Below are 24766 nucleotides of genomic sequence, written 5' to 3'. Positions count from 1 at the left end.
CCTTGAAAATGTGAATGAGGCAAAATTCGCCGCTTAGATAAAGCAGACGCCCGTTCCACCTAGTCCACAATAGCCGTCTGGGTTTTTGGCTAAATATTGCTGGTGGTACTCCTCGGCGAGATAGTAGGTACCCGCGGGTAAAATGTCGGTGGTAATGGCGCCAAACTGATCGCCGAGCAACGCTTCGTAACGCGCTTTAGATGCAATGGCGGTTTGGTATTGTTCATCGCTAAATAGGTAGAGTGCCGAGCGATACTGAGTGCCGATATCATTGCCTTGACGCATGCCTTGAGTCGGGTCGTGACGCTCCCAGAATTTCTCCAATAAGGCGTCAAAGCTTAAGCGGCTAGGATCAAACACTACGCGTACCACTTCAGTGTGGCCAGTGTTGCCGGTACACACTTCATCGTAAGTGGGGTTGGGAGTAAAACCACCGGAGTAGCCGACCGAGGTGGTGATCACGCCATCAAGTTGCCAAAACAGGCGTTCGGCGCCCCAGAAACATCCCATGCCGATCAAGACTTCCTCGCAACCTTGTGGCGCTGGCGCGGTCATATTGGATTGATTGACGAAGTGAGTGGGGTTGATGACCATTGGTGTTTCTCGACCGGGTAGGGCAAGATTGGGGTCGATCATGGTCTGTTTGCCTGCCATTGAATTGTCCTTTGTCAGTTATTTGAAAATAGAGCCGCTCATCTGCTGTTTTCGTACAGACTTATGAATTCACTGGCGCTATTATTTTGGTCATTACGTTTGGGTACCTAATTAAGCATGATAAGAACCTCTTTACCAGCACTGTTAACGCTCTTTCTCTCTACAGGGGCACTCGCGCAAGAGGTCTCTTTGTCGATTCTTGGTTTGGACGGCGAGTTAGAAGATAACGTCGAGGCGTATTTATCCTCGATCCCCGAAAAGGAATACAGCACCGGTCTTCGCTTTCAAGCTCGTCTCGAGCGTACCATCACCGAGGCGTTGAATGCGCTTGGTTATTATCACCCAGAGTTTACGTTTCAAGTCGGAAAAGAGAGCACAGAGCTGAGCGTTACGGTGCAGCCCGGCGAGCCAATCTTGATTGAGAAAGTCGATATCCAAATCGCCGGTGAAGCGGCCAATGATGCCGACTTCAACGCCTTGATTGCCCAAAGCGGTTTGGTCGAAGGTGCCAGGCTCAATCACAGCCAATACGACGCGCTGAAATCTGGGATTCGCAATTTAGCGCTGCGCAAAGGCTACTTTGAAGGCGATTATCAAGTCAGCCGCCTAGAGATTGCGCCTGAGTTGAATCAAGCCTTTATCCGCCTCTACTATGATAGCGGCATGCGCTATGCGTTTGGTCGAAATACCATTAACGGCAGTCAAATCCGCGAGGACCGTGTGGCGTCCTTATCCCCCTATGAAGAGGGCGAGCCCTATTTGGTCTCCAAAGTGGGGGAATACAACCAAAATCTCTCCAATACCGATTGGTTTTCATCGGTGTTTGTCGAGCCTGATCTGAGTTACCTAGGTCAAACTCGTGAGCTGCCGATGAAAGTGTCACTCGCCCCACAAGCGCGCAATCAAATCGAGACGGGTATTGGCTACTCGACCGATGTGGGCGTGCGTGGCACGCTCAAATGGAAAAAGCCTTGGGTGAACGATAAGGGCCACAGCTTTGACAGCAGTTTCTCTTTGTCGATTCCAGAACAGACCATCACCGCAGGCTATAAAATACCGCTGCAAGACGCGCTCAATGAGTACTACCGCATTCAGTATGGGATGAAAAACCTCGACCAGCGGGACACGCAAAGTCTCGAGTCCAACTTATCTGTTGAACGCCATTGGGTGCTTGACAGCGGCTGGCACCGAACCGTGTATGTTCGCTATTTGCTCGAAAGTTACGAGCAAGGCTTGCAAGACGATACCGGACACTTCCTTCTACCGGGTATCTCCTTCTCACGCAGTCGTGTTCGTGGCGGCACTATGCCGATGTGGGGGGACAGACAAAGCGTCACCATAGAGTATGGCGACCCGAGCGTGATTTCCGAAACGCGTGTGACGCGCATTATGGGCGGCACCACCTGGATTCGTGGCATTGGCCAGAACCATCGCGGTATTTTCCGTGTTGATGGCGGGGCGAACATCGCCGAAGAGTTTGACAAGCTGTCGCCGTCACTGCGTTTCTTTGCCGGTGGTGACAATAATCTGCGCGGCTACGGGTATGAGTCGGTCTCTCCGGTGGATGAAAGTGGCGCCCTGACCGGTGCCAAGTACATTGCTACCTCCACTTTAGAGTATCAATATCGCGTGCACGGCAACTGGTGGGGCGCGCTGTTTTTCGACTACGGTGATGCCTTTAATGACACACCCGATTTCAAACGGGGGACGGGTTTTGGCGTTCGCTGGGCGTCTCCGGTTGGGCCTGTGAGACTGGATTTTGCTTGGGGATTGGATGCGGATCCGGGTGATGAGTTCCGTGTCCACTTTACTCTGGGGCCTGATCTATGAAAAAGCGCATTCTCACTTGGACAAAATGGCTAACGGTACTGACGACAGGGCTACTTACTGCGCTGCTGGTGCTTGTCGGGGTCATCCTGTTTACCAATCCTGGGCTCAATGTCTTGGTTTGGGCGGCGAATGCGTTTGTGCCGCAGTTAACGATCGAAGGGCACAGTGGGGCTCTCTTTCCGCGCTTTAGTCTCCATCAAGTGCGTTATGTGGATGAGGATTTATCCCTTGATGTTGCCGCCAACAAACTCACTTTAGCGATCAATCCAAACTGTTTTACTGAACCGTCGGTCTGTATTGATGAGATAGCGATGGATGGATTGGACTTTCACATGCCGACGCTGCCGAGCAGTGATGAGTCTGCCGCCGCAGAGGAAGAGGGGGAGCCACTGACGGCGATCACCGCGCCTGTGCCCATTCAAATCAGCCGTATTGCGCTGTCCAATATCAATCTGGATATTTTGGGCAACCAGATCGCGTGGCAGCGTTTCTCGTCTGGAATAAGCTTCCAAGGCAACCGACTGGTGTTGAGCAAAACGCAGCTTGATGGTACTCGCGTGGCATTGGCGCCGAGTGATCCTCAAGCACCACAGGCTCAAAGCGCCGCGCCAGACAGTGACGCCTCCTCACCGATCGTCTTGCCGGACATTACCCTGCCGCTGCAAATTCAACTTTCTCGCTTAGACATCAACGACTTTAGGCTAGAGCAAGAGACACCGCTGGTGGTCAACCACCTAGGGCTTTCAGCGACCGCTCGTGGATCGCGGATACAGGTGGCAACGCTGGAGCTTGATATGCCACAAGGAGAAGCCAACTTACGCGCCGATGTCACCTTAAAAGGTGATTATCCGCTGAGTGCTTCACTTGACGCTATGGTGAAAGACCCGATTGCTAATGGCCAAGTTATTGCGCTTAACCTTGAAGGCAGTGTGCGTGACTTGGCATTGGACGCCGAGTTATCGGGTTTGGCACTGGGCCAAATTGAAGCGCATTTAGCGAGCTTAGATCCCGATTTACCGTTTGAGCTTCACCTGCGTGATGTTGATGCCAGCTGGCCGCTCAGCGGGGAGTCGGATTATCGTGTGGTGTTGCCAGAGTTTTCTGCCCAGGGCTCGTTGCAAGGTTTTCACCTCAATCTGCAAGGGGTGTTGAGCGGAGAAAGCATTCCAGAGCTCGACCTGGCGCTTAAAGGGCAGGGGGATATAGGTCAGATTGAATTGACTGATTTTCTGCTCAAAACGTTAGGCGGTGAAGTTGAAGGTTCACTGCGTGCGGGGTGGCAAGAGCAAGTGAGTTGGGGCGCTAACTTAGCCCTTAGCCATATCCAACCGGGTTTGCAGTGGCCTCAAGCGGAAGGTGACATCAGTGGCACGCTTGAAACCGCAGGCGGTCTGACGGCCCAAGGCGGTTGGCGTGTGGAACGCACCGACCTCAACATTGATGGTCTACTGCGCGGCTATCCGCTTAATATTGCTGGTGATATCGAGGCGTCGGACGCGGCAGGAGATGGCAATGTTCGCGCTAAAACGTCGGGCTTAGTGCTCTCTCATGGCCCTAACAAGATTGCCGCACAGGGCGAGTTGGATAAGCAGTGGGATATGTTACTGACATTGACCTTGCCACAACTTTCGAAAACAGTGCCTGATCTCAAAGGTCAGATTCTGGGGCAAGTGGCGCTGAGCGGAGCGATGACTGAGCCAACCTTAGGGCTAGACATCAACGCCAACCGATTAGCCTGGCAAACCTTAGCGCAAATTGGCAGCGCGAGCATCAAGGGCAAGGTGACCCCACTGCCTGTGCCGCAAGGCGCTCTACAATTGAACGTTAAGCAGGCGACGGTTCAAGGCGAGCAGATTGAGAGTGTCGCACTGACCTTTTCTGGCTCGCAACAGCAACATAAGCTCAGCTTAGATCTGCTATCTGAGTTGGTGACGAGCCATATCGACTTGCGTGGTGCATTGACGTTAGAGCCGCAGCTGAAGTGGCAGGGCGAACTAGAAGAGGTATCGTTCTCCACCCTGCAGGGCGAATGGATGCTGGCTGACACCACCGCACTGGGCTTTGACGCTGAGCGTAACCAAGTGATGGTTGCGGCGCACTGTTGGCTGCAGTCGGATTCCGCGTTGTGTTTGGATGAGGATATTCAAGTGGGGGAAAGTGGCGAAGCCGCGCTCTCTTTGTCGCAGTTTAATGTCAATCAACTGCATGCCTTTATCCCACCCACCACTCAGCTCAAAGCTGAAGTGAATGCTAATGTGTGGGCGAAATGGTCGCCAGAGACACCGCCTGAAGTAAAAGCCTCGGTGTCGATGCCTGCCGGTCAAGTGACGCAAAAGCTCGAAGAAAATGTCACCTTGGCGTGGCATGCGGTGACACTGGAGGCCGCGCTAGCAAATAACCGTTTGGATGCCGACTGGCTGATTGATGTGCGCGACAATGGCGACCTTTCTGGCCAAGTGAGTCTCCCTAACGTATTGGACGCCAACCCCAAGATCGACGCCAAGCTCGCGTTAACTCCGTTCCACATTGATTTTCTTGCGCCATTAATCGGCGATTTTAGTGAGCTAAAATCGACCATCAGTACCGATCTCGCCATCAGCGGTGCGGTAACGCAACCGAAAGTCGAGGGGCAACTGCTGATCGATAAGATGTCGCTGAAAGGGGAGCTCTCTCCGGTAGAAGTGGATTCAGGTCGAGTGAGCCTCGAACTCAACGGTTATGATGCGCTGCTCGCGGCAAAATTGACCACGCCAGATGGCGATTTGGAACTCTCCGGTGAAGCCGAGTGGCGTGAGCTAAGTAACTGGAACGCGCAACTGCGAGTGTACGCTGAAGAGCTGCTGGTCAATGTGCCGCCTATGGTGGCGCTGAAAGTGCAGCCGGATATGACGATATCGGCCTCGCCTAAATTGGCGCGCGTGGATGGAAGCATTCATCTGCCTTGGGGGCGTATTATCGTCGAAGAGCTACCGCCGAGTGCCATTGGCGTCTCAGACGATCAAGTGTTACTTGATAAAGATCTCCAACCTGTTGAGAACGCCACCGAAGTGCCGTTTAATCTCGAAACCAATATTAATATCAGCATTGGCGATGACTTCAAGCTAGTGGCGTTTGGGCTTGAAGGCGGACTGAAAGGCAACTTGAATGTGGCGCAAAAAGACAAAGGTCCGTTTGTCCAAGGTGAAATCAACATTGTCGATGGTTCGTATCGCTCCTTTGGTCAAGATTTGATCATCAGTGAAGGTAAGATTTTGATGAATGGGCCAGTGGATCAGCCCTATGTGCAGATCACAGCGATTCGAAATCCCGATAACACCCAAGACGACGTGACGGCCGGGGTCAAAGTGACTGGACCGGCCGATGAGCCATCGGTCACCATCTTCTCTGACCCCGCCATGCCGCAAGCGAATGCGCTATCCTATCTATTGCGTGGTCAAGACATTGATGGCGAAGCAGGCGGCAACGCGATGACTACCACACTCATTGGTTTGAGCCTAGCGAAAAGCGGCAAAGTGGTGGGCGAAATTGGCGAAGCCTTTGGCGTTCAGGATCTGCAGTTGGATACCGCGGGCTCGGGTGATGACTCTCAGGTCACGGTGAGTGGTTATATTCTCCCTGGCTTGCAGGTTAAATATGGGGTCGGCATTTTTGACTCGGTGGGCGAGTTTACGGTGCGTTACCGCTTAATGCAGGATCTTTATTTAGAGGCGGTCTCTGGTGTGAGTAGCGCTGTGGATCTGCTCTATCAATTTGAGTTTGATTAATAGTGACTCTAACACAGAGCCGACGTTGAGACACACTCAGGCAGAGAAAGGAAATAGGGGCGGGCAATGCAACATCTATTGTTTGTTTATGGCACCTTGCGCAAAGGGGAGTCGAACCAAGATTTTTTAGCTGGCTCGCAGTGTTTGGGTCACTTTGATACACCGCCCTTTTATGCGCTGTATGATTTGGGGCCCTATCCGGCGGTGATTGAAGGACATGATTCGATCTCAGGTGAAGTCTATTTGATCGATGATGTCACGCTCGCACGTATAGATGAACTAGAAGATGTGCCGGTAGAGTATCGCCGAGAGCGCATCGATACGCCGTTTGGTCAGGCTTGGATTTACCTCTACCAAGATGTCAGCCAATTGGATGTGTTGATTGCATCGGGCGATTGGTGCCAGCGCGTCTAGCGACATTTTATGGTGAGAACAAGCGTTCAATAAGGAGAGTCCTATGTCAGCGCTGAAACGTACCATCACACCCGTCGGGGCGTTCGTCGCCCTGTTACTCACAGGCTGTACCACTGTCACTACGCCAACGTCTAGCGTCGATCAAGATTGGTATCAGTTCGGTGTTGATCGCGGTGAAAACGGCTTACTGAACTTGTCGCAATCTAAGTTAGCCAAAGCGGATCAAGCTGGCCATTTGAACGACGACCGTTATGCCGCCTATTTGGCCGGATATGAGCAAGGTCGCGGCCAATATTGTCAGCAAAACGCCTACATGCTTGGTGTGAGGGGCAAACCCTATTATGGGGTGTGCGACCGTCTTGACCCCTTCTTCCAGCAAGACTATGTATCAGGGCGTAATTCCACGGCAGGTTCGGGTTTTTAATGGTTGAATACCGATAAAGAAAACGGCCAGAGTGTCACTGCTCTGGCCGTTTTCTGTTATTTAATGAGTCACGGTGGTTGGGTGAGGATTACTTACTCGCGCGCTCAAACGACTCCAGAATCTCTTGGCGCGCGGCAGCGACGTCTTCCCAGCCCTCCACTTTGACCCATTTGCCGCTTTCGAGCTCTTTGTAGCGCTCAAAAAAGTGGGTAATTTGCGCTTTGAGCAGATCAGGAATATCACCGACATCTTGGATGTGCTCGTACTCTTTGGAGATTTTACTGTGCGGCACGGCGAGCACTTTGGCATCTTCACCTGATTCATCGGTCATTTTCAATACACCGACAGGGCGACAGCGAATCACACTACCTGGCATCAAGGGATAAGGGGTCGGCACTAGGACATCAACCGGGTCACCATCTAAAGAGAGTGTGTGATTCACATAGCCATAGTTACATGGATAGAACATAGGCGCGGACATAAAGCGGTCCACAAATACCGCGCCAGAATCTTTGTCGACCTCGTACTTGATCGGATCGGCATTGGCCGGAATTTCGATGACGACATAAATGTCATCCGGGAGTGATTTCCCTGCAGGGACGTGATTAAGACTCATGGGCAAGCTTCCTTGTTATTGGTCGATATGTAGGCAAATACCTTACCGCTAAACTTGGTTTTTTGTAAATGACGGACGATGAGAGCTTGGTCAAGAAAACACCGATTGTGAAGCGCAGCGACTGGGGAAGCTATGGAAGTTCATAAAAAACAAGGCGCTCAGTGAGCGCCTTGAAGAGAATAGCTGAGCCTTATTGGTCTTTGTATTCTGCGAGGAAAGATTCGACTTTCTTGACCATGTTTTTTGAGCCAACAAAGAAAGGCACACGTTGGTGCAGCTCTGTGGGATCAATATCCATGATGCGTTTCTCACCGTCTGAGGCAATACCGCCCGCCTGCTCAATAATGAACGCCATTGGGTTACACTCATAAAGAAGACGCAGTTTGCCGTTCGGGTGGCTTTGCGTGCTTGGGTACAGGTAAATGCCTCCTTTCAGTAGGTTACGGTGGAAGTCCGACACCAAAGAGCCAATGTAGCGAGACGTGTACGGGCGACCGTCATTCGGTTCGTTTTCTTGGCAGAATTTGATGTACTTTTTCACGCCCATTGGGAAACGGAAGTAGTTACCTTCGTTAATTGAGTAGATGCGGCCATCTTCTGGCACCATCATATTCTCATGAGACAAGCAGAACGTACCGATCGATGGATCGTAGGTAAAGCCATTGACGCCATTGCCTGTGGTGTAGACAAGCATGGTTGATGAACCGTAAATCACATAACCGGCCGCGACTTGCTTGTTGCCTGGTTGAAGGAAGTCTTCTTCTGTCGGTGGGGTACCGATAGGAGAGACGCGGCGATAGATAGAGAAAATCGTTCCGACAGAGACGTTAACATCGATGTTAGATGAGCCATCGAGTGGATCCATCAATACCACGTATTTGGCGTTTTTGTTCAGTTCTTTATTGAACGCGACCGCCTCATCTTCTTCTTCACTTGCTACGCCACACACTTGATCACGTGCTTCAAGTGCTGCTTTGAACTTCTCGTTCGCGTAAACATCCAGTTTTTGTTGGGCTTCGCCCTGAATGTTCTCACTACCAACGGCACCGGTGATATCACCAAGGCCCGCCGCGTTAATTTCGCGGTTGACGATTTTAGCCGCAAGGCGAATCGACGACAGTAGGGATGATAGATCACCGCTAGCGTGGGGGAAGTCCGTCTGTTTTTCAACAATGAACTCGCCAAGGGTGCGCATTCCAGACATGTTTATTCCTTAAAATCGCATAAGTTTGGGGGGAGTTGGGCAACCTCTTGCCATTTTATTGTTGGGGCGCAAGAGGGACGAAGCTATGCGTGAGCTTTTGTTTTTGCCTTGAGCAATTGTAAAACCATGATCTTATTATTGGTAACGAACTAACTGTCTAACCTCTCAATTTTTTTGGTAATTATTCAAATATTTTCACGGTTTTTCATCTTGAACAAACTTTGCTCGATTGTGCCAAGATTTCACATCCGAAGGACAAAGAGGTTCGCTTTTCAAGCCATTATCGCCATAATGAGCACTTCAAATTAGCCTTTTCAGGATCACTCTATGCATATTCATATCTTGGGAATTTGTGGCACCTTTATGGGAGGAGCGGCAATTTTAGCGCGTCAATTGGGGCACAAAGTCACCGGCAGTGACGCCAATGTGTACCCGCCCATGAGCACGCTACTTGAATCGCAAGGTATTGAAATTATAGAAGGGTTTGATCCTGCGCAGTTAAATCCGGCGCCCGATTTGGTGGTGATCGGTAATGCGATGAGCCGTGGTAACCCGTGTGTCGAGCATGTACTGGATAGCAACCTGCGTTACACCTCCGGCCCACAGTGGCTGCAAGAGTTTCTGCTGCATGACCGATGGGTACTGGCGGTCGCGGGAACGCACGGCAAAACCACCACATCCAGTATGCTCGCTTGGATTCTGGAAGATTGTGGTTATGAACCCGGTTTTCTCGTGGGCGGCGTGCTTGGCAACTTTGGTTTGTCGGCAAGGTTGGGCAACAGCCCGTTTTTCATAGTTGAAGCTGATGAATACGACAGCGCTTTTTTCGATAAGCGTTCTAAGTTCGTTCATTACCATCCACGTACCTTGGTCATGAATAACCTTGAGTTCGATCATGCAGACATCTTCGATGATCTGGAAGCGATTAAGCGCCAATTTCACCATCTAGTGAGAACCGTACCGGGCAATGGTCGGATGTTTACTCCTCAATCAGACCAGGCGCTGCAAGACGTTATTGCCCGTGGCTGCTGGAGCGAACAAGAGTACACAGGGTGCGAATCTGGCTGGCAAGCGCAAAAAGAGGCCCAAGATAGCAGTGTCTTTGATGTCTTATTGGCGGGAGAAATAGTGGGTCGAGTGACGTGGAATTTAGTCGGCGATCACAACGTCAGCAATGCGTTGATGGCCATCGCGGCGGCGCGTCATGTGGGGGTCACTCCGGATCACGCTTGTGAGGCGTTAGGGCGCTTTATTAATACCAAACGCCGCTTGGAGTTAAAAGGGCAGGTCAATGACATCACTGTGTATGACGACTTTGCTCATCATCCAACGGCGATTGAACTGACATTGGGCGGCTTACGTAACAAGGTGGGTCAATCCCGAATCCTTGCGGTGTTGGAGCCGCGTAGTGCAACCATGAAACGCGGGGTGCACAAAGAAACGCTTGCGGCCTCATTGCAGGCGGCAGATGAAGTGTTCCTCTTTCAGCCTGAGTCAATTACTTGGTCGGTGAGTGAGATTGCCGAGCAGTGCGCGCAACCCGCTTATGTCTCTGACGACATCGACGACTTGGTGCGCAGCATCGCTAGGCATGCTCGCCCCGGCGATCAGATTCTTGTGATGAGTAACGGCGGGTTTGGCGGAATTCACGACAAACTGTTAGCGCAATTAGCCCAATAATAAGAGATACGCACAATGGCTGAAAAATCCATCACCCTCGCTTTTACCGGAGCCTCAGGCGCGCCTTATGGGCTGCGTTTGTTGCAGTGCTTATTGGCCGCGGATTATCAGGTTTACCTGCTGGTTTCATCGGCGGCGCGAGTGGTGTTGGCCACCGAACACGGATTAAAACTGCCTGCCAACCCAGACAGCGCCAAGCAAGCCTTGGTCGCCCATCTCAGCTGCGATCCGGCTAAATTAGTGGTGTGCGGCAAAGAGGACTGGTTCTCGCCCGTGGCCTCTGGCTCAGCGGCGCCCAAGCAGATGGTGGTTTGCCCTTGTTCGGCGGGCAGTGTGGCAGCGATTGCTCATGGTATGTCCGATAATTTGATTGAACGCGCCGCTGATGTGGTGATGAAAGAGCGTGGTCAATTGCTGCTGGTGGTTCGAGAAACGCCTTTCTCAACCTTGCACCTTGAGAACATGCACAAGCTCTCGCAGATGGGCGTCACTATTATGCCGGCCGCGCCCGGTTTTTATCACCAACCTAAATCGATAGACGATCTTATTGATTTTATGGTCGCGCGCATTTTGGATCACCTCGGCATCGAGCAATCCTTGGTGGCGCGCTGGGGCTATGATCAACGTAACGATTCGTGATTGTGTCTTGGTGGGCCGTCACGCAAGTATGGCTATTGTAGGGCAGACCTATTACAATCAAGCCGAACCTCATCGGGGAGCTATTCATTCACTGAATGACGCTGAGATCGAGCTTTGCTCGGGACCCGTAGACCTGAACCAGATAATGCTGGCGTAGGAATTGAGCGAGGACATCAGACGTCTGTTTGTCCCTCAGACCTGCGTGGCTCAACAAGGAGAGCGAGCAGTGAAATCCACTTTTATCCCTTCATTTATGCCACTTTGTGCCGCCGCGGCACTGACGTCTTTTTCTGCAACCGCAGCCGATACGTTAACCGTTTATACCTATGACTCTTTCGCTGCCGATTGGGGCCCAGGCCCAGTGGTAAAAAAAGCGTTTGAAGCACAGTGCGACTGTACGTTGAATTTTGTAGCTTTGGATGATGGCGTCTCTATCCTCAATCGCTTGAGACTGGAAGGCGACAATAGCAAAGCCGATATTGTGTTGGGGTTAGACAACAACTTGATGGCAGAAGCGCAGCAGACCGGTTTGTTGGCTGAGCATAGCGTCGATACGTCATCCGTCACCTTGCCAGGCGGCTGGTCCAATACGACCTTTGTGCCGTACGACTACGGTTACTTCGCGTTTGTCTACAACAAAGAGACCTTGGCTGAGCCACCGACTAGCCTCAAAGCGCTGGTGGAATCAAATGACGACTTAACAGTCATCTACCAAGACCCGCGTACCTCAACCCCGGGTCAAGGTTTGATGCTGTGGATGAAATCTGTCTATGGCGACGAAGCGCCGCAGGCGTGGAAAGCGTTGGCGAAAAAGACAGTGACGGTCACGAAAGGGTGGTCAGAAGCGTACTCGATGTTCTTAAAAGGCGAGTCTGACATGGTGCTCTCTTACACCACGTCACCTGCGTACCATCTGATTGCCGAAAATGATGCTAAGTTCGCTGCGGCGAATTTCGCGGAAGGTCATTACACTCAAGTAGAAGTGGCCGCCAAAGTTAAAACGAGCGCGAACAGCGAGTTGGCGGATGCCTTTATGCAGTTTATCCTCAGCGATGACTTTCAGTCGGCCATGCCCACAGGGAACTGGATGTACCCTGTCACTGACGTCGCGTTGCCAGAAGGGTATCAAAGCCTGACGAAGCCAAGCCAAGCCTTGAGCTTTAGCGCTGAAGAGGTGGCTACCCACCGCAAAGCGTGGATTCGTGAATGGCAAAACGCGTTGACCTTCTAAGGTTAGGCGTTCGTGCAATCTGTCCCTAAATTAGGCGTATGGGTCGCGATGCTGATCGCGGCCTTTGTCGTTTCAGCGCTGCTGGCATTGCTCAATCAAGCGCCTTCCCTCGATCTGCGCGTCATTTGGCAAGATCCTTATTACCGCCACGTTACCCAATTTAGCTTCTATCAATCTTTTCTCTCAACGCTGCTCAGTGTCGGTTTGGCGATCCCCGTCACCCATGCTTTGTCGCGGCGGCAGTTCATCGGCAAAGCTTTGGTACTCAAGCTGTTTGCGACCACTTTGGTACTTCCTGTGTTGGTGGGGGTGTTTGGCTTGCTGGCGATTTATGGGCGCAGTGGTTGGCTGGCGACACAGCTTGCGCAGTGGGATCTCTCGTTGCCATTTAATATTTACGGTTTGCATGGCATTTTGCTCGCGCACCTCTTTTTTAATCTTCCTTATGCGGCGCGTTTGCTGCTGCAATCACTAGAGTCGATTCCGGCGGAGCAACACAAACTGTGCGCCCACTTAGGCATGGGCCATTGGCAAAAGTTTAAGTGGGTCGAATGGCCGCGGATGAGGCAGCAATTAGCGCCCGTTTGCGGGTTGGTGTTTATGCTCTGCTTTACCAGTTTTGCCACTGTTATGGCATTGGGCGGCGGGCCCAAATCGACCACCATTGAGCTCGCGATTTACCAAGCGATCAAGTTTGATTTTGATTTGCAAGCGGGCGCGTTACTGGCAATTTGGCAAATGCTGCTATGTGGCTTAATGGCGTTATCGATTCAACGCTTCGCTCGACCTATTGCCATTTCGATGGGCAGCGACGCACCAACTGCGTTGGTGGTGAAAGACAGTCTATTCTCTAAGTGCTGGGATGGCGCTTGGATAGGTTTTAGCTTGCTGTTAGTGTTGCCGCCTCTTGGGATGGTACTAGCCAGTGGTATGAATTCTCAGGCGTTGAGTGTGCTGAGTGATGGCCGATTTTGGTCCGCGCTCGGCGCGTCACTGAAAGTGGCGAGCATGGCGAGCGTTATCGCTGTCAGTGCGGGCACGGCGATTTTATTGTCGAGCCGAAGACTGCGCCTCAATCAACGTGAGAAAACCGCGGATAAGATAGAGCTGCTAGGGACCATCATTCTGGTGACCCCAGGATTAGTGATCTCGACCGGGCTCTTTTTGCTGCTCCGTTCGTGGACGGATGCGCTCAGCTACGCCTTGGTCGTTGTTGTTGCGGTCAACGCGTTAATGGGGCTGCCTTATGTGATCAAAACCTTGGCTCAGCCGATGTTGCAACTTGAGCAGCAGTATCAGTACCTCTGTGCAACCCTTGGAATCCGCGGTTGGCGCCGTTTACGGGTGGTGGAGTGGCGCGCATTAAAACGGCCGCTGGCGCACGCGTTTGCCATCAGTTTTATGTTTTCTATGGGCGATCTCAGTGCCATCGCGCTGTTTGGTAGTCAGGAGTTTCGTACGCTGCCGCTCTACCTGTTCCAACTGCTCGGCAGTTACCAAATGGACGCGGCGGCAGTCGTATCGGTCTCTTTACTGCTTTTGAGTGTGGGCTGTTTTGCGCTGATGGAACGCCTATTTCGTCCTCGCTCTGCTTCTACCCCCACCAATAGGAGTCACTATGCTCACTCTCAGTGACCTGCATTACGATTATCATGCCGAGTCATTTCAGTTTGATCTGCACGTTGAGGCAGGGCAAATCGTCGCGCTAATGGGACCCAGTGGCGCAGGGAAGTCGACCTTACTCGCCTTGATGGCGGGCTTTATTGAGCCATTAAGCGGTGAAATTTTAGCGCAAGGTCAAACGCTCAACGGGCTGGCGCCTTATCAGCGTCCATTTGCGATGTTGTTTCAAGAGCACAACTTGTTTGCTCACCTTACCGTGTCGGAAAATATCGGCCTTGGATTGGATCCCGGCTTGAAGTTGTCTGCAACGCAGAAACAGGCGGTAGTGCAAGCGGCGCAGCAGGTGGGGGTGGCGGAGTATTTGTCTCGATTGCCGCATGAGCTCTCTGGTGGCCAGCGTCAACGGGTTGCGTTAGCGCGCTGCTTTGTACAGTCTGCGCCGATATGGCTGCTAGACGAGCCCTTTTCAGCGCTCGATCCTTTGCTCAGGTTAGAGATGCTATCACTGGTCAAACAGTTGGCGAGTGAGCGTGATATTACGGTAGTAATGGTGACGCACCACTTAGGTGATGCCAAAGCGATCGCCACGCATTTTGCGTTTGTATCACAAGGTCATGTCGCAGCGACTGGGCCGATTTCAGAGCTAGCGGCGACCCACTCGGACCCTAGCCTCGGCGCATTTGTTCAGGCGGCCACCACGGCGCACAACTGAGCGCTATAACAATGGGCTAGAAAGCAGAGATAAAAAAAAGCGGATAAGTGTGCACTTATCCGCTTCAATCATCACTGAGTAAGAGCGTGTTATTGTGGCTCTTCACTGCTCAATGCTTTGAGGATCTGGAAAATCTCTCGATACGCTTTAGCTGGCTTGTTGGCTTGCTTTTCTTTGTTCGCCTGACGAGCAAGCTGACGTAAACGCTGACGGTCCGCATCCGGATACAGCGTCAATACCTCTTCAATGGCGCTGTCGCCCTCTTCCACCACACGGTCACGCAGTTGCTCTAATTTGTGCAGCAGCGCCGTGGTTTGAGAGTGCTTGTTACGGACTTTATCCAGCGCCGCTTGAATTGGCTCTGGGTCTTCGTGACGCATCAATTTGCCGATAAACTGCAACTGACGACGGCGCGCTTCGTTTTTAAAACGCTGCGCATCGCGAATCGCATCGGCCAAGTCTTCGCTGAGTGGAAATTTTTCCAACACAGAGGGCTTGAGGTTAACGAGCTCTTCACCCAGTTTCTGCAGCTCTTCCATGTCACGCTTCAACTCGGATTTACTTACCCAGATGATCTCTTCTTCTGGTTCCCATGGCGCTTTTTGATTTTTGCGAGCCATTTTCATACCTTCATTTGAACGTCTATTTCTCTATTTTAACAAGAATCATGGGGAGAAAGCGAAATTCTTGTTATCCTAGCGACAAAGCAACGACTGATGAAGAGAATATGGACGTAAAAAAGCAAGTGGCACAGCAGCGTATCGAGCTTGAAGCTGCCGTCGCGAAAGCGTTAGAGATGGCGGGTGAAAAAGCGGATGCCGCGGAAGTTGCCATCAGTAAAACCACAGGTTTAAGCGTATCGACTCGCATGTGTGAGGTCGAAAATGTGGAGTTCAACAGTGACGGTGCACTCGGTATTACCGTCTATAGCAATCAGCGTAAAGGCAGCGCCTCAACGTCAGACTTAAGCGAAAAAGCGATTCAACAAACGGTATTGGCGGCACTCGATATCGCTCAATACACATCAGAAGATCCGTACGCAGGCCCAGCACCGGCTGAACTGATGGTCAAAGATATTCCCAACTTGGATCTGTTTCACCCCGATACGCCTGACCCTGACTACGCGGCAAAAATGGCGATTGAAGCGGAGCAAGAAGCGCTCAGCTACAGCGATAAGATCAAGCAAAGTGATGGCGCCAGCTACGATAGCCACTATGGCGTCAAAGTGTACGGCAACAGCCACGGCTTACTGGCGAGTTATGCCTCAAGTCGCCATAGCATCAGTTGCTGTGTGATTGGTCAAGGCCAAAACGGTGAAATGGAACGTGACTACAGCTACACAGTGGCGCGTCACAAAGACGACCTGTGGACGCCGAAATCCGTGGGCCTGAGCGCAGCGGAGAAAACCGTCAGTCGTTTAGACGCGCAGAAGCTCAAAACCGGTCAGTACCCGATCATGTTTGCGGCGGATGTCGCAACGGGTCTACTCGGTCACCTTGTGATGGCGATCAGTGGTGGCAACTTGTACCGCAAATCCTCGTTTCTTCTTGATCATCTTGGTCAGCAAATTCTACCTAGCTGGTTCCAAGTCGACGAGCGTCCCCATGTGTTGCGTGGTCTAGCGTCAAGCCCGTTTGATAGCGAAGGCGTTGCTACGCAAGATAGACAAATTATCACTGACGGCGTGTTATCCACTTACCTATTGACCAGCTATGCGGCGCGTAAAATGTCGATGACGCCAACCGGTCATGCGGGTGGCATCCACAACTGGTACGTGCAATCCACAGGGCAAGATTTTGAGAAAATGCTTAAGGCGCTGGACACCGGCTTTTTGGTTACAGAAGTGATGGGGCAGGGTGTGAATATCGTGACGGGCGATTACTCGCGCGGCGCAGCCGGTTTTTGGGTTGAGAATGGTCAAATCCAATTCCCCGTCTCTGAGGTGACCATCGCAGGCAATCTCAAGCAGATGTTCAACCAAATAGTGGCTGTCGGCAGTGATGTGGAAACCCGTTCGCAGATTCAAACCGGTTCTATCTTGCTTGAGTCAATGAAAGTGGCGGGCGAATAAGCCTCACTATTTGACTTAGCGATGCTTCAGCGACGAAACACGAGAGTGCTTCGTCGCTGATGTGTATTTATAGTGCTGTTAGCGCTCAAACAGCTCGACATGCAACTTCTGAATCGCTTGTTTGGCTTCTGATTCACGCAGTAAGAAACAGAGGTTGTGCTGGCTAGCGCCGTAACAAATCATTCGTAAGTTAAAGTCTTCAAGTGTACCAAATACTTGTTTTGCATAACCTTTGCTCTCGCTCATGTTGTTACCAATCAAGGCGACGACGGAGAGGTTGTGTTCCACTTTCACACTGCACAGCTCTTCAAGCTCTTCACGCGCAGCTTGAGGTAACGATGGCGCACCGCCAGAGGTACCTGTTTGATCAAGCGTTAATGAGACACTGATTTCAGAGGTGGTGATCAAATCGACCGAGACCTTATGCTTGGCCAAGATCTCAAACACTTTGGCTAGAAAGCCGTAAGCATGGAACATTTTCGCGCTGCGCAGCGTCACCATGGTTTGGTTGTTACGTAGGGCTAGGGCGCGAAACAGCGGTGAGCTTTCCACTTGATGACGAATCCAAGTACCGCCTTGCTCTGGCGCTTTAGAGGAACCGACAAACACCGGAATATCATGGCGCAGAGCAGGGACTAGGGTCGAAGGGTGCAGGATCTTGGCGCCAAAATTCGCCATCTCTGACGCTTCGCTGAAGCTAATTTCTGCAATCGGTGCCGCATTCGGGGCAATACGCGGGTCTGTGGTGTAGATTCCCGGTACATCAGTCCAAATTTCTAAGCCAGAGGCTTGCACTGCCTCGGCAATCAAAGCCGCACTGTAATCACTGCCACCACGGCCAAGGGTAGTGGTGTTGCCTTCTTCATCGGAACCAATAAAGCCCTGTGTCACCACAACGTGCTCGCGGCACAGTGGCAGCAAGGTGTCACTGGCAAGCTCTCGAATGGCGGCAAGATCCGGTTCTGCGCGGCCAAAGTGGCTGTCAGTGCGCAGTACATCACGAATATCAAAGCGTACCGCGTTGATGCCGCGCTCAATCATTAGTTGGGTTAAAATGTGGGTCGACATCAGTTCACCACACGCAACAAGGTGATCAGTCAACTTATTGCTGGCTTGAATCGAGGCCGCTTCCGCAAGACTGGTGACCGTATCAAGCAGACTGTACACTTCACTCGCCGCATGGGTTGGATCATTGAGTTGATTAAGAATCGCATCATGAATCTCAGCGAGCTGAGTCAGAATATCGCTGCGTTGCTGCTGATCTTGTACGCCGTTCGCCAGCGCGATCAATAGATTTGTTACCCCTGAACAGGCACTGCTGACCACCAGTTTTGTCTCTGGATTGTTCTCAACGACCGCCGCACAACGGCTCATCGCTTCAAAGTTTGCAACACTTGTCCCACCAAATTTAGCAACGTTAAAATTGCTCACGGCATTTCTCCCACAACTTCCTGAATATTGAGTCTTTCCTTTGCGTGAGGTGAGGATGAGCGAGAGTAGAGGTAGGTATAGAGTACGACCTCAGAAGCTCATCACCAGACAGCGCTGATGACAGTTGATGGGACTCAACCCAAGTCAACCGACAGACTTAAACCACAATATAAGCCTACCTCGGCACTACTCCCCCTCAGAATGTTGTTTTGGAATTGTGGCTCCACAACATGCCTACCTGGGTAGTGCTCCTCTTCTGCAAAAAGCATAATTGTTTGTACAACAGGGTGACGAATTGTCTTGCCACCGCTTTCGCATTGAACGTGTTTATCCTCTTAATGTCAATGCGAAATTTACGGGTTAAAGACGATAGGTTCGGTTTGTGAGACTGGTATGACCTGTCGACTTTTTGCGCATTGCTGCGCTGGATGAATTCGATTATGGTGAAGAGATAACAACAAGAACACCCTCATGATTCAAAAGGAGTTGCCAATGACTTACCAAAGTTTTATCCCCCCTCGCCGTATTTTGATGGGCCCTGGTCCATCCGATATTTCCCCACAGGTACTGCAAGCTTTGAGCCGCCCGACGGTGGGCCACCTTGACCCGCTTTTTATCCAGATGATGGACGAACTCAAGCAGCTGCTTAAATACGCCTTTCAGACCAACAATGAGTTTACGATTGCTGTCTCGGCACCAGGCAGTGCAGGTATGGAGACCTGCTTTGTTAACTTGATTGAGCCGGGGGACAAAGTCATCGTCTGCCGAAATGGCGTGTTTGGCGAGCGCATGCGAGAAAACGTGGTGCGCTGCGGCGGTGAAGCGGTGCTGGTCGATGATGACTGGGGAACGCCGGTCTCGGTAGAGAAAGTTCGTGATGCGTTGCAGGCGCATCCTGATACCAAGCTCCTCGCGTTTGTCCATGCAGAAACGTCGACAGGGGCATGCAGTGATGCGAAGACGCTGGGCGCGCTTGCTAAAGAGTTCAATGTGTTGTCGATCGTCGATGCGGTGACGTCATTGGGTGGCGTGCCACTCAAAGTCGATGAGTGGCAACTTGATGCGGTCTACTCGGGCAGTCAAAAGTGCCTCTCTTGTACGCCGGGCCTCTCTCCTGTGACCTTCTCCAGTGCAGCGATTGAGAAAATCACCGCCCGTCAAACCCCGGTGCAAAGTTGGTTTTTAGACCAAAGTTTGGTACTCGGTTACTGGAGTGGAGAGGGCAAGCGTAGTTACCACCACACAGCGCCCGTCAACAGTCTCTATGCACTGCATGAAGCTTTGCTGATGCTCAAAAATGAAGGGTTAGAAAACGCGTGGCGTCGCCATCAGCAGATGCACAACAAGCTCAAGACCGGCTTATTGGCGCTCGGCTTTGAGTTTGTGGTGGAAGAGTCCGCACGCTTGCCGCAACTGAATGCGATTTATGTTCCTGAGGGGATTGATGAAGCCCAAATACGCAGTCACCTCCTTGATACGTACAATCTGGAAATTGGTGCCGGGCTTGGCGCATTGGCGGGCAAGGCGTGGCGGATTGGCCTAATGGGCTATGGTGCGCGGGAGGAGAACGTCGCACTCTGTTTACAAGCGCTTAAAGAGTCGCTCGGATAGAGTCGCTCGGATTAGAGTCGCTCGGATTAGAGTCGCTCGGCGAATAATTTGCCCTGTTAATGATTGCAGATGGCTCTCCAGTTCGGAGAGCCTTTTCTTATCTACTTTTTGTTTTCTTTTTATTCTTCGTCTGTACGAAGCAGTGCGTCGGTAGTCGGTGGCACGTATTGCACGTCTGAGAAATCGCGCCGAGGAAACAGGAATTGCGCTTCGGCTCGGATTTGTTCCGCCTTTTCACTGTCATTCAAACCTTGGTAGGCCAGAATTAAGTTGTTGTAGAATGCCGGTCTTGGTTTGTGGGTAATCACGCCCAGCGACCAATCCACATACGGTTGAATAAATTCAGGGTTTTGCTGGTGCAGGCCAATATTGAGATAGGTGCTGTAGATGTCCCAGTCAAAACGCTCCTGCCAGACAATCGGGTTACTGACTCGGTTAAGGATATCCGGATCTTTCGGTTTGGAGAGCTCAAACTGCGTCAATATGTAGTTGGTGTGCAACGTGGTGACCATGTAAAACGACGTCACCAATGGCAAGATCAAACTTGCTACGCGCAGTCCGGTCTGCGATACGATGCTCAATCGCGCATATCGGTAGGCGCGCTTACGTTGGTCGACCCAGTAAATCAATAGGATAAAGGTTACCCAATGAATCGCTGAGTGATAAAACGGATATTCTAATTGGGTGTGGAGCACGATGGGGATAAAGAGCGAAAAAATCGCCAAACGTGTGCCATTCTTCGCTGCGTAGATACGATACAGCACCAAAATGGCCGCGATCAACATAGCCAAAATCGGCAGCACACCCCCCTCTACGCCCCAATATAAGGTTTCGTTGTGTGGGTGATCCATTGATGCAAGCCCAGGCGGGTAACTGGCGTTGAGCTGATGTTGACGCGCCGTATAGACCAAGTATTCAGCTTCAAAACGTCCGTAACCATAGCCAGTAAATGGCTTTTCAATCAGCATATCGAGCGTCTGAGGGAAGGTGTATTGTCTGGGCCCTTCTAGATTCACCTTTCGCTCTGCTAGGGTGTTGTTCTCACCGATTAACGTGGTCCCTAAGCCAATGGTGACGCCAATAAGCACAGAGACGAGCCAACCGACGGCGCGTTTTTTGGTGGCAAAGCGCATCAAATAAGGGATCAGCAGCACGACGACCAGCAGCGCACTGAGCCAACCTGTCCGAGAGGCGAGCACTACCAGTAGGGGCAGCACGATGGCTGGTACCAGATAGAGTAGCGCCACATGGCTGACTTTGCGTTGATATTTAATGGGCTGACGGGTCAGCAAATAGCCAGACAGCGCAAGCCCTGTGGCTAAGAAGCTCGCCATGACGTTCGGTTGCTGAAAAATGCCGTAAGGACGATTGGCGTCGGTGTTGTAGCCAAAGGGATTGCCGGGTTCGAGTACTAGGTACTGCACCCAGCCAAACAAGGCCTCAATGAACACGGCGATAACCACAAACCACAATAGCCTTTGACGCTGAGGGTTACTAAAACGAAATTGTTGCAGCACGGCAAACAGCAAAAAACCGGCCCACAGTCCGCTTAATCGCGCGACCGACAACGACAGCTCAGAGTGCGGATAGAGCACGGGCACGGTCATGATCACACAACAAAGAAACAGACCTATGGTCAATTTGTTGTAACGAATTTGGCCACGTGTCCCAACTTGATAAAGCCCAAGAGCGATGGCGACTGAGCTCAGCAGCCAAGTGGGTGGGTTAAAGGCAAGGGCCAAGCCTGAACCGCCTGGGTTCGGCATGAAGAAATGCATCGCGACAAGGTAGACTAGGCCAATCATAGCCAAGAAAGGTTTCGTTAGAGAGCGAGCTTGTGTGCGTGCTTGAAGCTGCGTGCCTGCCACGTGGGTGGTTGCCATAGTGTTCCTTTCCAGCAAATAAAACGGGCTGGCACTAGGAAGCACGCCAGCCCGTTTACTTTACTATTTTTTTATTCACTTTTACTACTATTGCTTACTTTAACATAGGCTTAAGGAAGCGCGCTGTGTGTGAGCCTTCGACTAAGGCCACATCTTCCGGTGTTCCGCTTGCAATAATTTCACCGCCGCCTTGCCCCCCTTCTGGCCCCAAATCGACGATCCAGTCTGCAGTTTTAATCACATCGAGGTTGTGCTCAATCACCACAACGGTATTGCCGTGATCACGCAGGCGGTGCAACACGGCCAACAGCTGCTCGATATCGTGGAAGTGCAAACCTGTGGTCGGCTCATCGAGAATGTAGAGTGTTTTGCCGGTATCGCGCTTAGAGAGCTCACGCGCCAATTTAACGCGCTGCGCTTCCCCCCCGGAGAGGGTTGTGGCCGCTTGACCTAGGCGAATGTAAGACAAGCCCACATCCATCAAGGTTTGCAACTTGCGAGCAATCACAGGAACTGGATCGAAGAAGGTTCGTGCGTCTTCGACCGTCATCTCTAACACTTCGTCAATGGTTTTGCCTTTGTAACGCACTTCTAAGGTTTCGCGATTGTAGCGTTTGCCTTTACAGACGTCACAAGGGACATACACATCTGGCAAGAAGTGCATTTCCACCTTGATCACACCGTCACCTTGGCAAGCTTCACAGCGCCCGCCGCGCACGTTGAAACTGAACCGGCCCGGTTTGTAACCACGAGAGCGTGACTCCTGTGTGCCAGCAAACAACTCTCGAATGGGTGTAAAAATACCGGTGTAGGTTGCTGGATTTGAGCGCGGAGTACGACCAATCGGGCTTTGATCAATGTCGATCACCTTATCAAAGTGCTGTAGCCCTTTGATGGTTTTATACGGCGCGGGTGTGGCGGTCGTCGCACCATTCAGCTCGGTGTGGGCAATTTTAAAGAACGTATCGTTGACTAAGGTCGATTTGCCTGAGCCAGACACCCCGGTGATGCAACTAAACAGCCCAACAGGGATCTCCAGCGTGACATCTTTGAGGTTGTTGCCCGTCGCGCCAATGAGCTGCACGACTTTTTTCGGATCCTTAGGCGTGCGCTCCGTTGGGACTCGGATCTGCTTTTGACCACTGAGGTATTGGCCCGTGAGAGAGTTCGGATTGGCAATGATCTCTTCCATGGTGCCTTCTGCCACCACGTTACCGCCATGGACGCCCGCGCCAGGACCGATATCAATCACGTGATCCGCCATACGGATGGCGTCTTCATCGTGCTCCACGACGAGCACGGTGTTGCCAAGAGCGCGTAGGTGAGTCAACGTCTTGAGCAGGCGTTCGTTATCACGCTGATGAAGACCAATAGAAGGCTCATCCAACACATACATCACGCCAACTAAACCGGCACCAATTTGACTGGCAAGGCGGATCCGTTGCGCTTCACCACCGGAGAGTGTCTCGGCGCTGCGGGATAGGTTGAGGTAGTTGAGACCGACATTGACCAAAAACTGCAAGCGGTCGTTGATCTCTTTCATCACTTTCTCGGCAATTTGTGCGCGCTGACCTTCCAGAGTCAATTCATGGAAGAAGGTCAGTGCATCGGCAATACTGAGTTCGACAATTTCCGGCAGCGTCGTATCGCCAATGAACACATTGCGCGCTTCAAGGCGCAGTCGGCTACCGTCACAGCTGCTACAGGTTTTGGTTGAAATGTACTTGGCCAAATCTTCGCGTACCGAGTTAGATTCAGTATCGCGATAGCGGCGTTCCAAGGTATTGAGAATGCCTTCAAACGGATGACGTTTAACGCGAATATCCCCGCGATCATTGATGTAGTTAAACTCCACTTCCGTTCTGCCAGAGCCGGTGAGAATCACATCGCGAATTTTCTTTGGCAGAGACTTAAAGGGTGCGTTCAGGTCAAACTGATAATGGTTGGCGAGCGACGTCAGCATTTGGAAATAGTAGTAGTTTTTCTGATCCCAACCGCGGATAGCACCCTCTGCCAAACTGAGTGACTCATCCAAAATCACGCGTGCAGGGTCAAAGTATTGCTGAACGCCAAGGCCATCACAGGTATGACAGGCGCCGGCTGGGTTGTTGAACGAGAACAAGCGCGGTTCAAGCTCTTGCATGCTGTAGCCACAATGGGGACAAGCAAAGTTAGCAGAGAACACGATCTCCTCGTCATTGCCCTCCATCGGCGCGACCACTGCAATCCCGCCCGACAGCTCTAGGGTGGTTTCAAACGATTCGGCTAAGCGCTGCTGCAAGTCGGCTCTCACTTTAAAGCGATCGACCACAACCTCGATGGTGTGTTTCTTGTGCAGTTCTAGCGTTGGTGGATCGGATAAATCGCAGGTTTCCCCATCAATACGGGCGCGGATAAACCCTTGCGCTGCCAAGGTTTCCAGCGTTTTGACGTGCTCGCCCTTACGCTCTTTGACAATCGGCGCCAGCAGCATCAGTTTTGTCCCTTCTGGCATCGCCAACACTTTATCGACCATCTGAGAGATGGTTTGCGCGGCGAGTGGAACATGATGGTCAGGGCAGCGCGGTTCACCCACACGTGCGTAGAGCAGGCGCAAGTAGTCGTAGACCTCTGTGATGGTGCCGACGGTTGAACGAGGGTTGTGTGAGGTGGACTTCTGCTCAATGGAAATGGCAGGAGAGAGACCTTCAATGTGGTCGACGTCGGGTTTTTCCATCAAGGACAAAAATTGACGCGCGTACGCCGAGAGTGATTCCACGTAGCGTCGTTGCCCTTCGGCATAGAGCGTATCGAACGCCAGAGAGGATTTACCTGAACCGGATAGGCCAGTGATGACAATCAGCTTATCGCGTGGGATGGTGAGGTTGATATTTTTTAAGTTGTGGGTGCGCGCACCGCGGACTTCTATCTGATCCATTGTTATCACTCAGGGCAAAAAATAGTGGCACAAGTATTACATAGTGTGAGCAATGTGCAAAT

The 24766-nt window shown here is 51.7% G+C and carries 18 protein-coding genes and 2 riboswitches; of the genes, 11 read left to right on the top strand and 7 right to left on the bottom strand.

Going from position 1 to position 24766, the window contains the following annotated elements; translation table 11 throughout:
- Positions 1–33: 33 nt before the first annotated feature.
- Positions 34–654: a peptide-methionine (S)-S-oxide reductase MsrA gene (gene msrA / locus AC6R0S_RS10810; RefSeq protein WP_500631184.1), complete on the bottom strand. Its 621-nt coding sequence runs from the start codon at positions 652–654 to the stop codon at positions 34–36.
- Between the two features lie 117 nt (positions 655–771).
- On the opposite strand from msrA, the gene tamA reads away from it, so the two are divergent.
- The 4 genes from tamA to AC6R0S_RS10790 all read left to right on the top strand — a co-directional run bounded on the left by tamA (position 772) and on the right by AC6R0S_RS10790 (position 7086).
- Positions 772–2484 (top strand): autotransporter assembly complex protein TamA, encoded by a 1713-nt coding sequence (gene tamA, locus AC6R0S_RS10805; RefSeq protein ID WP_500637896.1) that lies wholly within the window; start codon positions 772–774, stop codon positions 2482–2484.
- On the top strand, positions 2481–6248 hold the full coding sequence (gene tamB, locus AC6R0S_RS10800; protein WP_500637895.1) for an autotransporter assembly complex protein TamB: 3768 nt from the start codon (positions 2481–2483) through the stop codon (positions 6246–6248). Before tamA ends, tamB begins: the two co-directional genes overlap by 4 nt.
- 66 nt (positions 6249–6314) lie before the next feature.
- On the top strand, positions 6315–6662 hold the full coding sequence (locus tag AC6R0S_RS10795; protein ID WP_334555009.1) for a gamma-glutamylcyclotransferase family protein: 348 nt from the start codon (positions 6315–6317) through the stop codon (positions 6660–6662).
- Between the two features lie 43 nt (positions 6663–6705).
- A complete protein-coding gene (locus AC6R0S_RS10790) occupies positions 6706–7086 on the top strand; it encodes a DUF2799 domain-containing protein (RefSeq protein WP_500637894.1) in 381 nt (126 codons plus the stop codon).
- A gap of 88 nt (positions 7087–7174) precedes the next feature.
- Here the strand turns inward: AC6R0S_RS10790 and ppa are convergent, their stop codons facing one another.
- Positions 7175–7702, bottom strand: a complete 528-nt coding sequence (gene ppa / locus AC6R0S_RS10785; protein WP_500631189.1) for an inorganic diphosphatase — start codon at positions 7700–7702, stop codon at positions 7175–7177.
- Positions 7703–7892: 190 nt separating this feature from the next.
- The gene (gene fbp, locus AC6R0S_RS10780; RefSeq protein WP_500637893.1) at positions 7893–8906 is read right to left on the bottom strand and encodes a class 1 fructose-bisphosphatase; all 1014 of its coding nucleotides are present in this window, start codon (positions 8904–8906) and stop codon (positions 7893–7895) included.
- A gap of 327 nt (positions 8907–9233) precedes the next feature.
- Here fbp and mpl point away from each other — a divergent pair, with 327 nt between their 5' ends.
- The 5 genes from mpl to thiQ all read left to right on the top strand — a co-directional run bounded on the left by mpl (position 9234) and on the right by thiQ (position 14791).
- On the top strand, positions 9234–10586 hold the full coding sequence (gene mpl / locus AC6R0S_RS10775; protein WP_500637892.1) for a UDP-N-acetylmuramate:L-alanyl-gamma-D-glutamyl-meso-diaminopimelate ligase: 1353 nt from the start codon (positions 9234–9236) through the stop codon (positions 10584–10586).
- Positions 10587–10601: 15 nt separating this feature from the next.
- A complete protein-coding gene (locus AC6R0S_RS10770) occupies positions 10602–11225 on the top strand; it encodes a flavin prenyltransferase UbiX (RefSeq protein ID WP_500625653.1) in 624 nt (207 codons plus the stop codon).
- A 63-nt stretch (positions 11226–11288) separates the two neighbouring features.
- Positions 11289–11402, top strand: a riboswitch (TPP riboswitch).
- Positions 11403–11478: 76 nt separating this feature from the next.
- Positions 11479–12456 carry a thiamine ABC transporter substrate binding subunit gene (gene thiB, locus AC6R0S_RS10765; protein WP_500637903.1) on the top strand — a complete coding sequence of 326 codons (978 nt, stop codon included), beginning with the start codon at positions 11479–11481 and terminating at the stop codon, positions 12454–12456.
- A 48-nt stretch (positions 12457–12504) separates the two neighbouring features.
- Complete coding sequence (gene thiP / locus AC6R0S_RS10760; protein ID WP_500637902.1) at positions 12505–14091, top strand: thiamine/thiamine pyrophosphate ABC transporter permease ThiP; 1587 nt, start codon at positions 12505–12507, stop codon at positions 14089–14091.
- Positions 14075–14791, top strand: a complete 717-nt coding sequence (gene thiQ, locus AC6R0S_RS10755; protein WP_500625655.1) for a thiamine ABC transporter ATP-binding protein — start codon at positions 14075–14077, stop codon at positions 14789–14791. Before thiP ends, thiQ begins: the two co-directional genes overlap by 17 nt.
- A gap of 89 nt (positions 14792–14880) precedes the next feature.
- Here the strand turns inward: thiQ and yjgA are convergent, their stop codons facing one another.
- Positions 14881–15411, bottom strand: a complete 531-nt coding sequence (gene yjgA / locus AC6R0S_RS10750) for a ribosome biogenesis factor YjgA (protein ID WP_334555017.1) — start codon at positions 15409–15411, stop codon at positions 14881–14883.
- 107 nt (positions 15412–15518) lie between these two features.
- On the opposite strand from yjgA, the gene pmbA reads away from it, so the two are divergent.
- Entirely contained in the window at positions 15519–16862 is a 1344-nt protein-coding gene (gene pmbA, locus AC6R0S_RS10745; RefSeq protein WP_500637891.1) for a metalloprotease PmbA, read from the top strand.
- Positions 16863–16940: 78 nt separating this feature from the next.
- Here pmbA and lysC read toward each other — a convergent pair whose 3' ends face one another.
- On the bottom strand, positions 16941–18293 hold the full coding sequence (gene lysC, locus AC6R0S_RS10740; protein WP_500637890.1) for a lysine-sensitive aspartokinase 3: 1353 nt from the start codon (positions 18291–18293) through the stop codon (positions 16941–16943).
- 86 nt (positions 18294–18379) lie between these two features.
- A riboswitch (Lysine riboswitch) is annotated at positions 18380–18557 on the bottom strand.
- Between the two features lie 228 nt (positions 18558–18785).
- Here lysC and AC6R0S_RS10735 point away from each other — a divergent pair.
- Positions 18786–19904 carry a pyridoxal-phosphate-dependent aminotransferase family protein gene (locus AC6R0S_RS10735; RefSeq protein WP_500631194.1) on the top strand — a complete coding sequence of 373 codons (1119 nt, stop codon included), beginning with the start codon at positions 18786–18788 and terminating at the stop codon, positions 19902–19904.
- 119 nt (positions 19905–20023) lie between these two features.
- Here AC6R0S_RS10735 and AC6R0S_RS10730 read toward each other — a convergent pair whose 3' ends face one another.
- Both AC6R0S_RS10730 and uvrA read right to left on the bottom strand, forming a co-directional pair.
- Positions 20024–21787 (bottom strand): PglL family O-oligosaccharyltransferase, encoded by a 1764-nt coding sequence (locus AC6R0S_RS10730; protein ID WP_500637889.1) that lies wholly within the window; start codon positions 21785–21787, stop codon positions 20024–20026.
- Between the two features lie 94 nt (positions 21788–21881).
- Positions 21882–24704: an excinuclease ABC subunit UvrA gene (uvrA, locus tag AC6R0S_RS10725; protein WP_500637888.1), complete on the bottom strand. Its 2823-nt coding sequence runs from the start codon at positions 24702–24704 to the stop codon at positions 21882–21884.
- Positions 24705–24766: the final 62 nt, after the last annotated feature.

It is taken from the genome of Vibrio sp. R15-SG3-ISO1B (assembly GCF_059833835.1).
The sequence above is the reverse complement of the archived record's forward strand: the minus strand, read 5'-3'. Positions and strand labels throughout refer to the sequence as shown.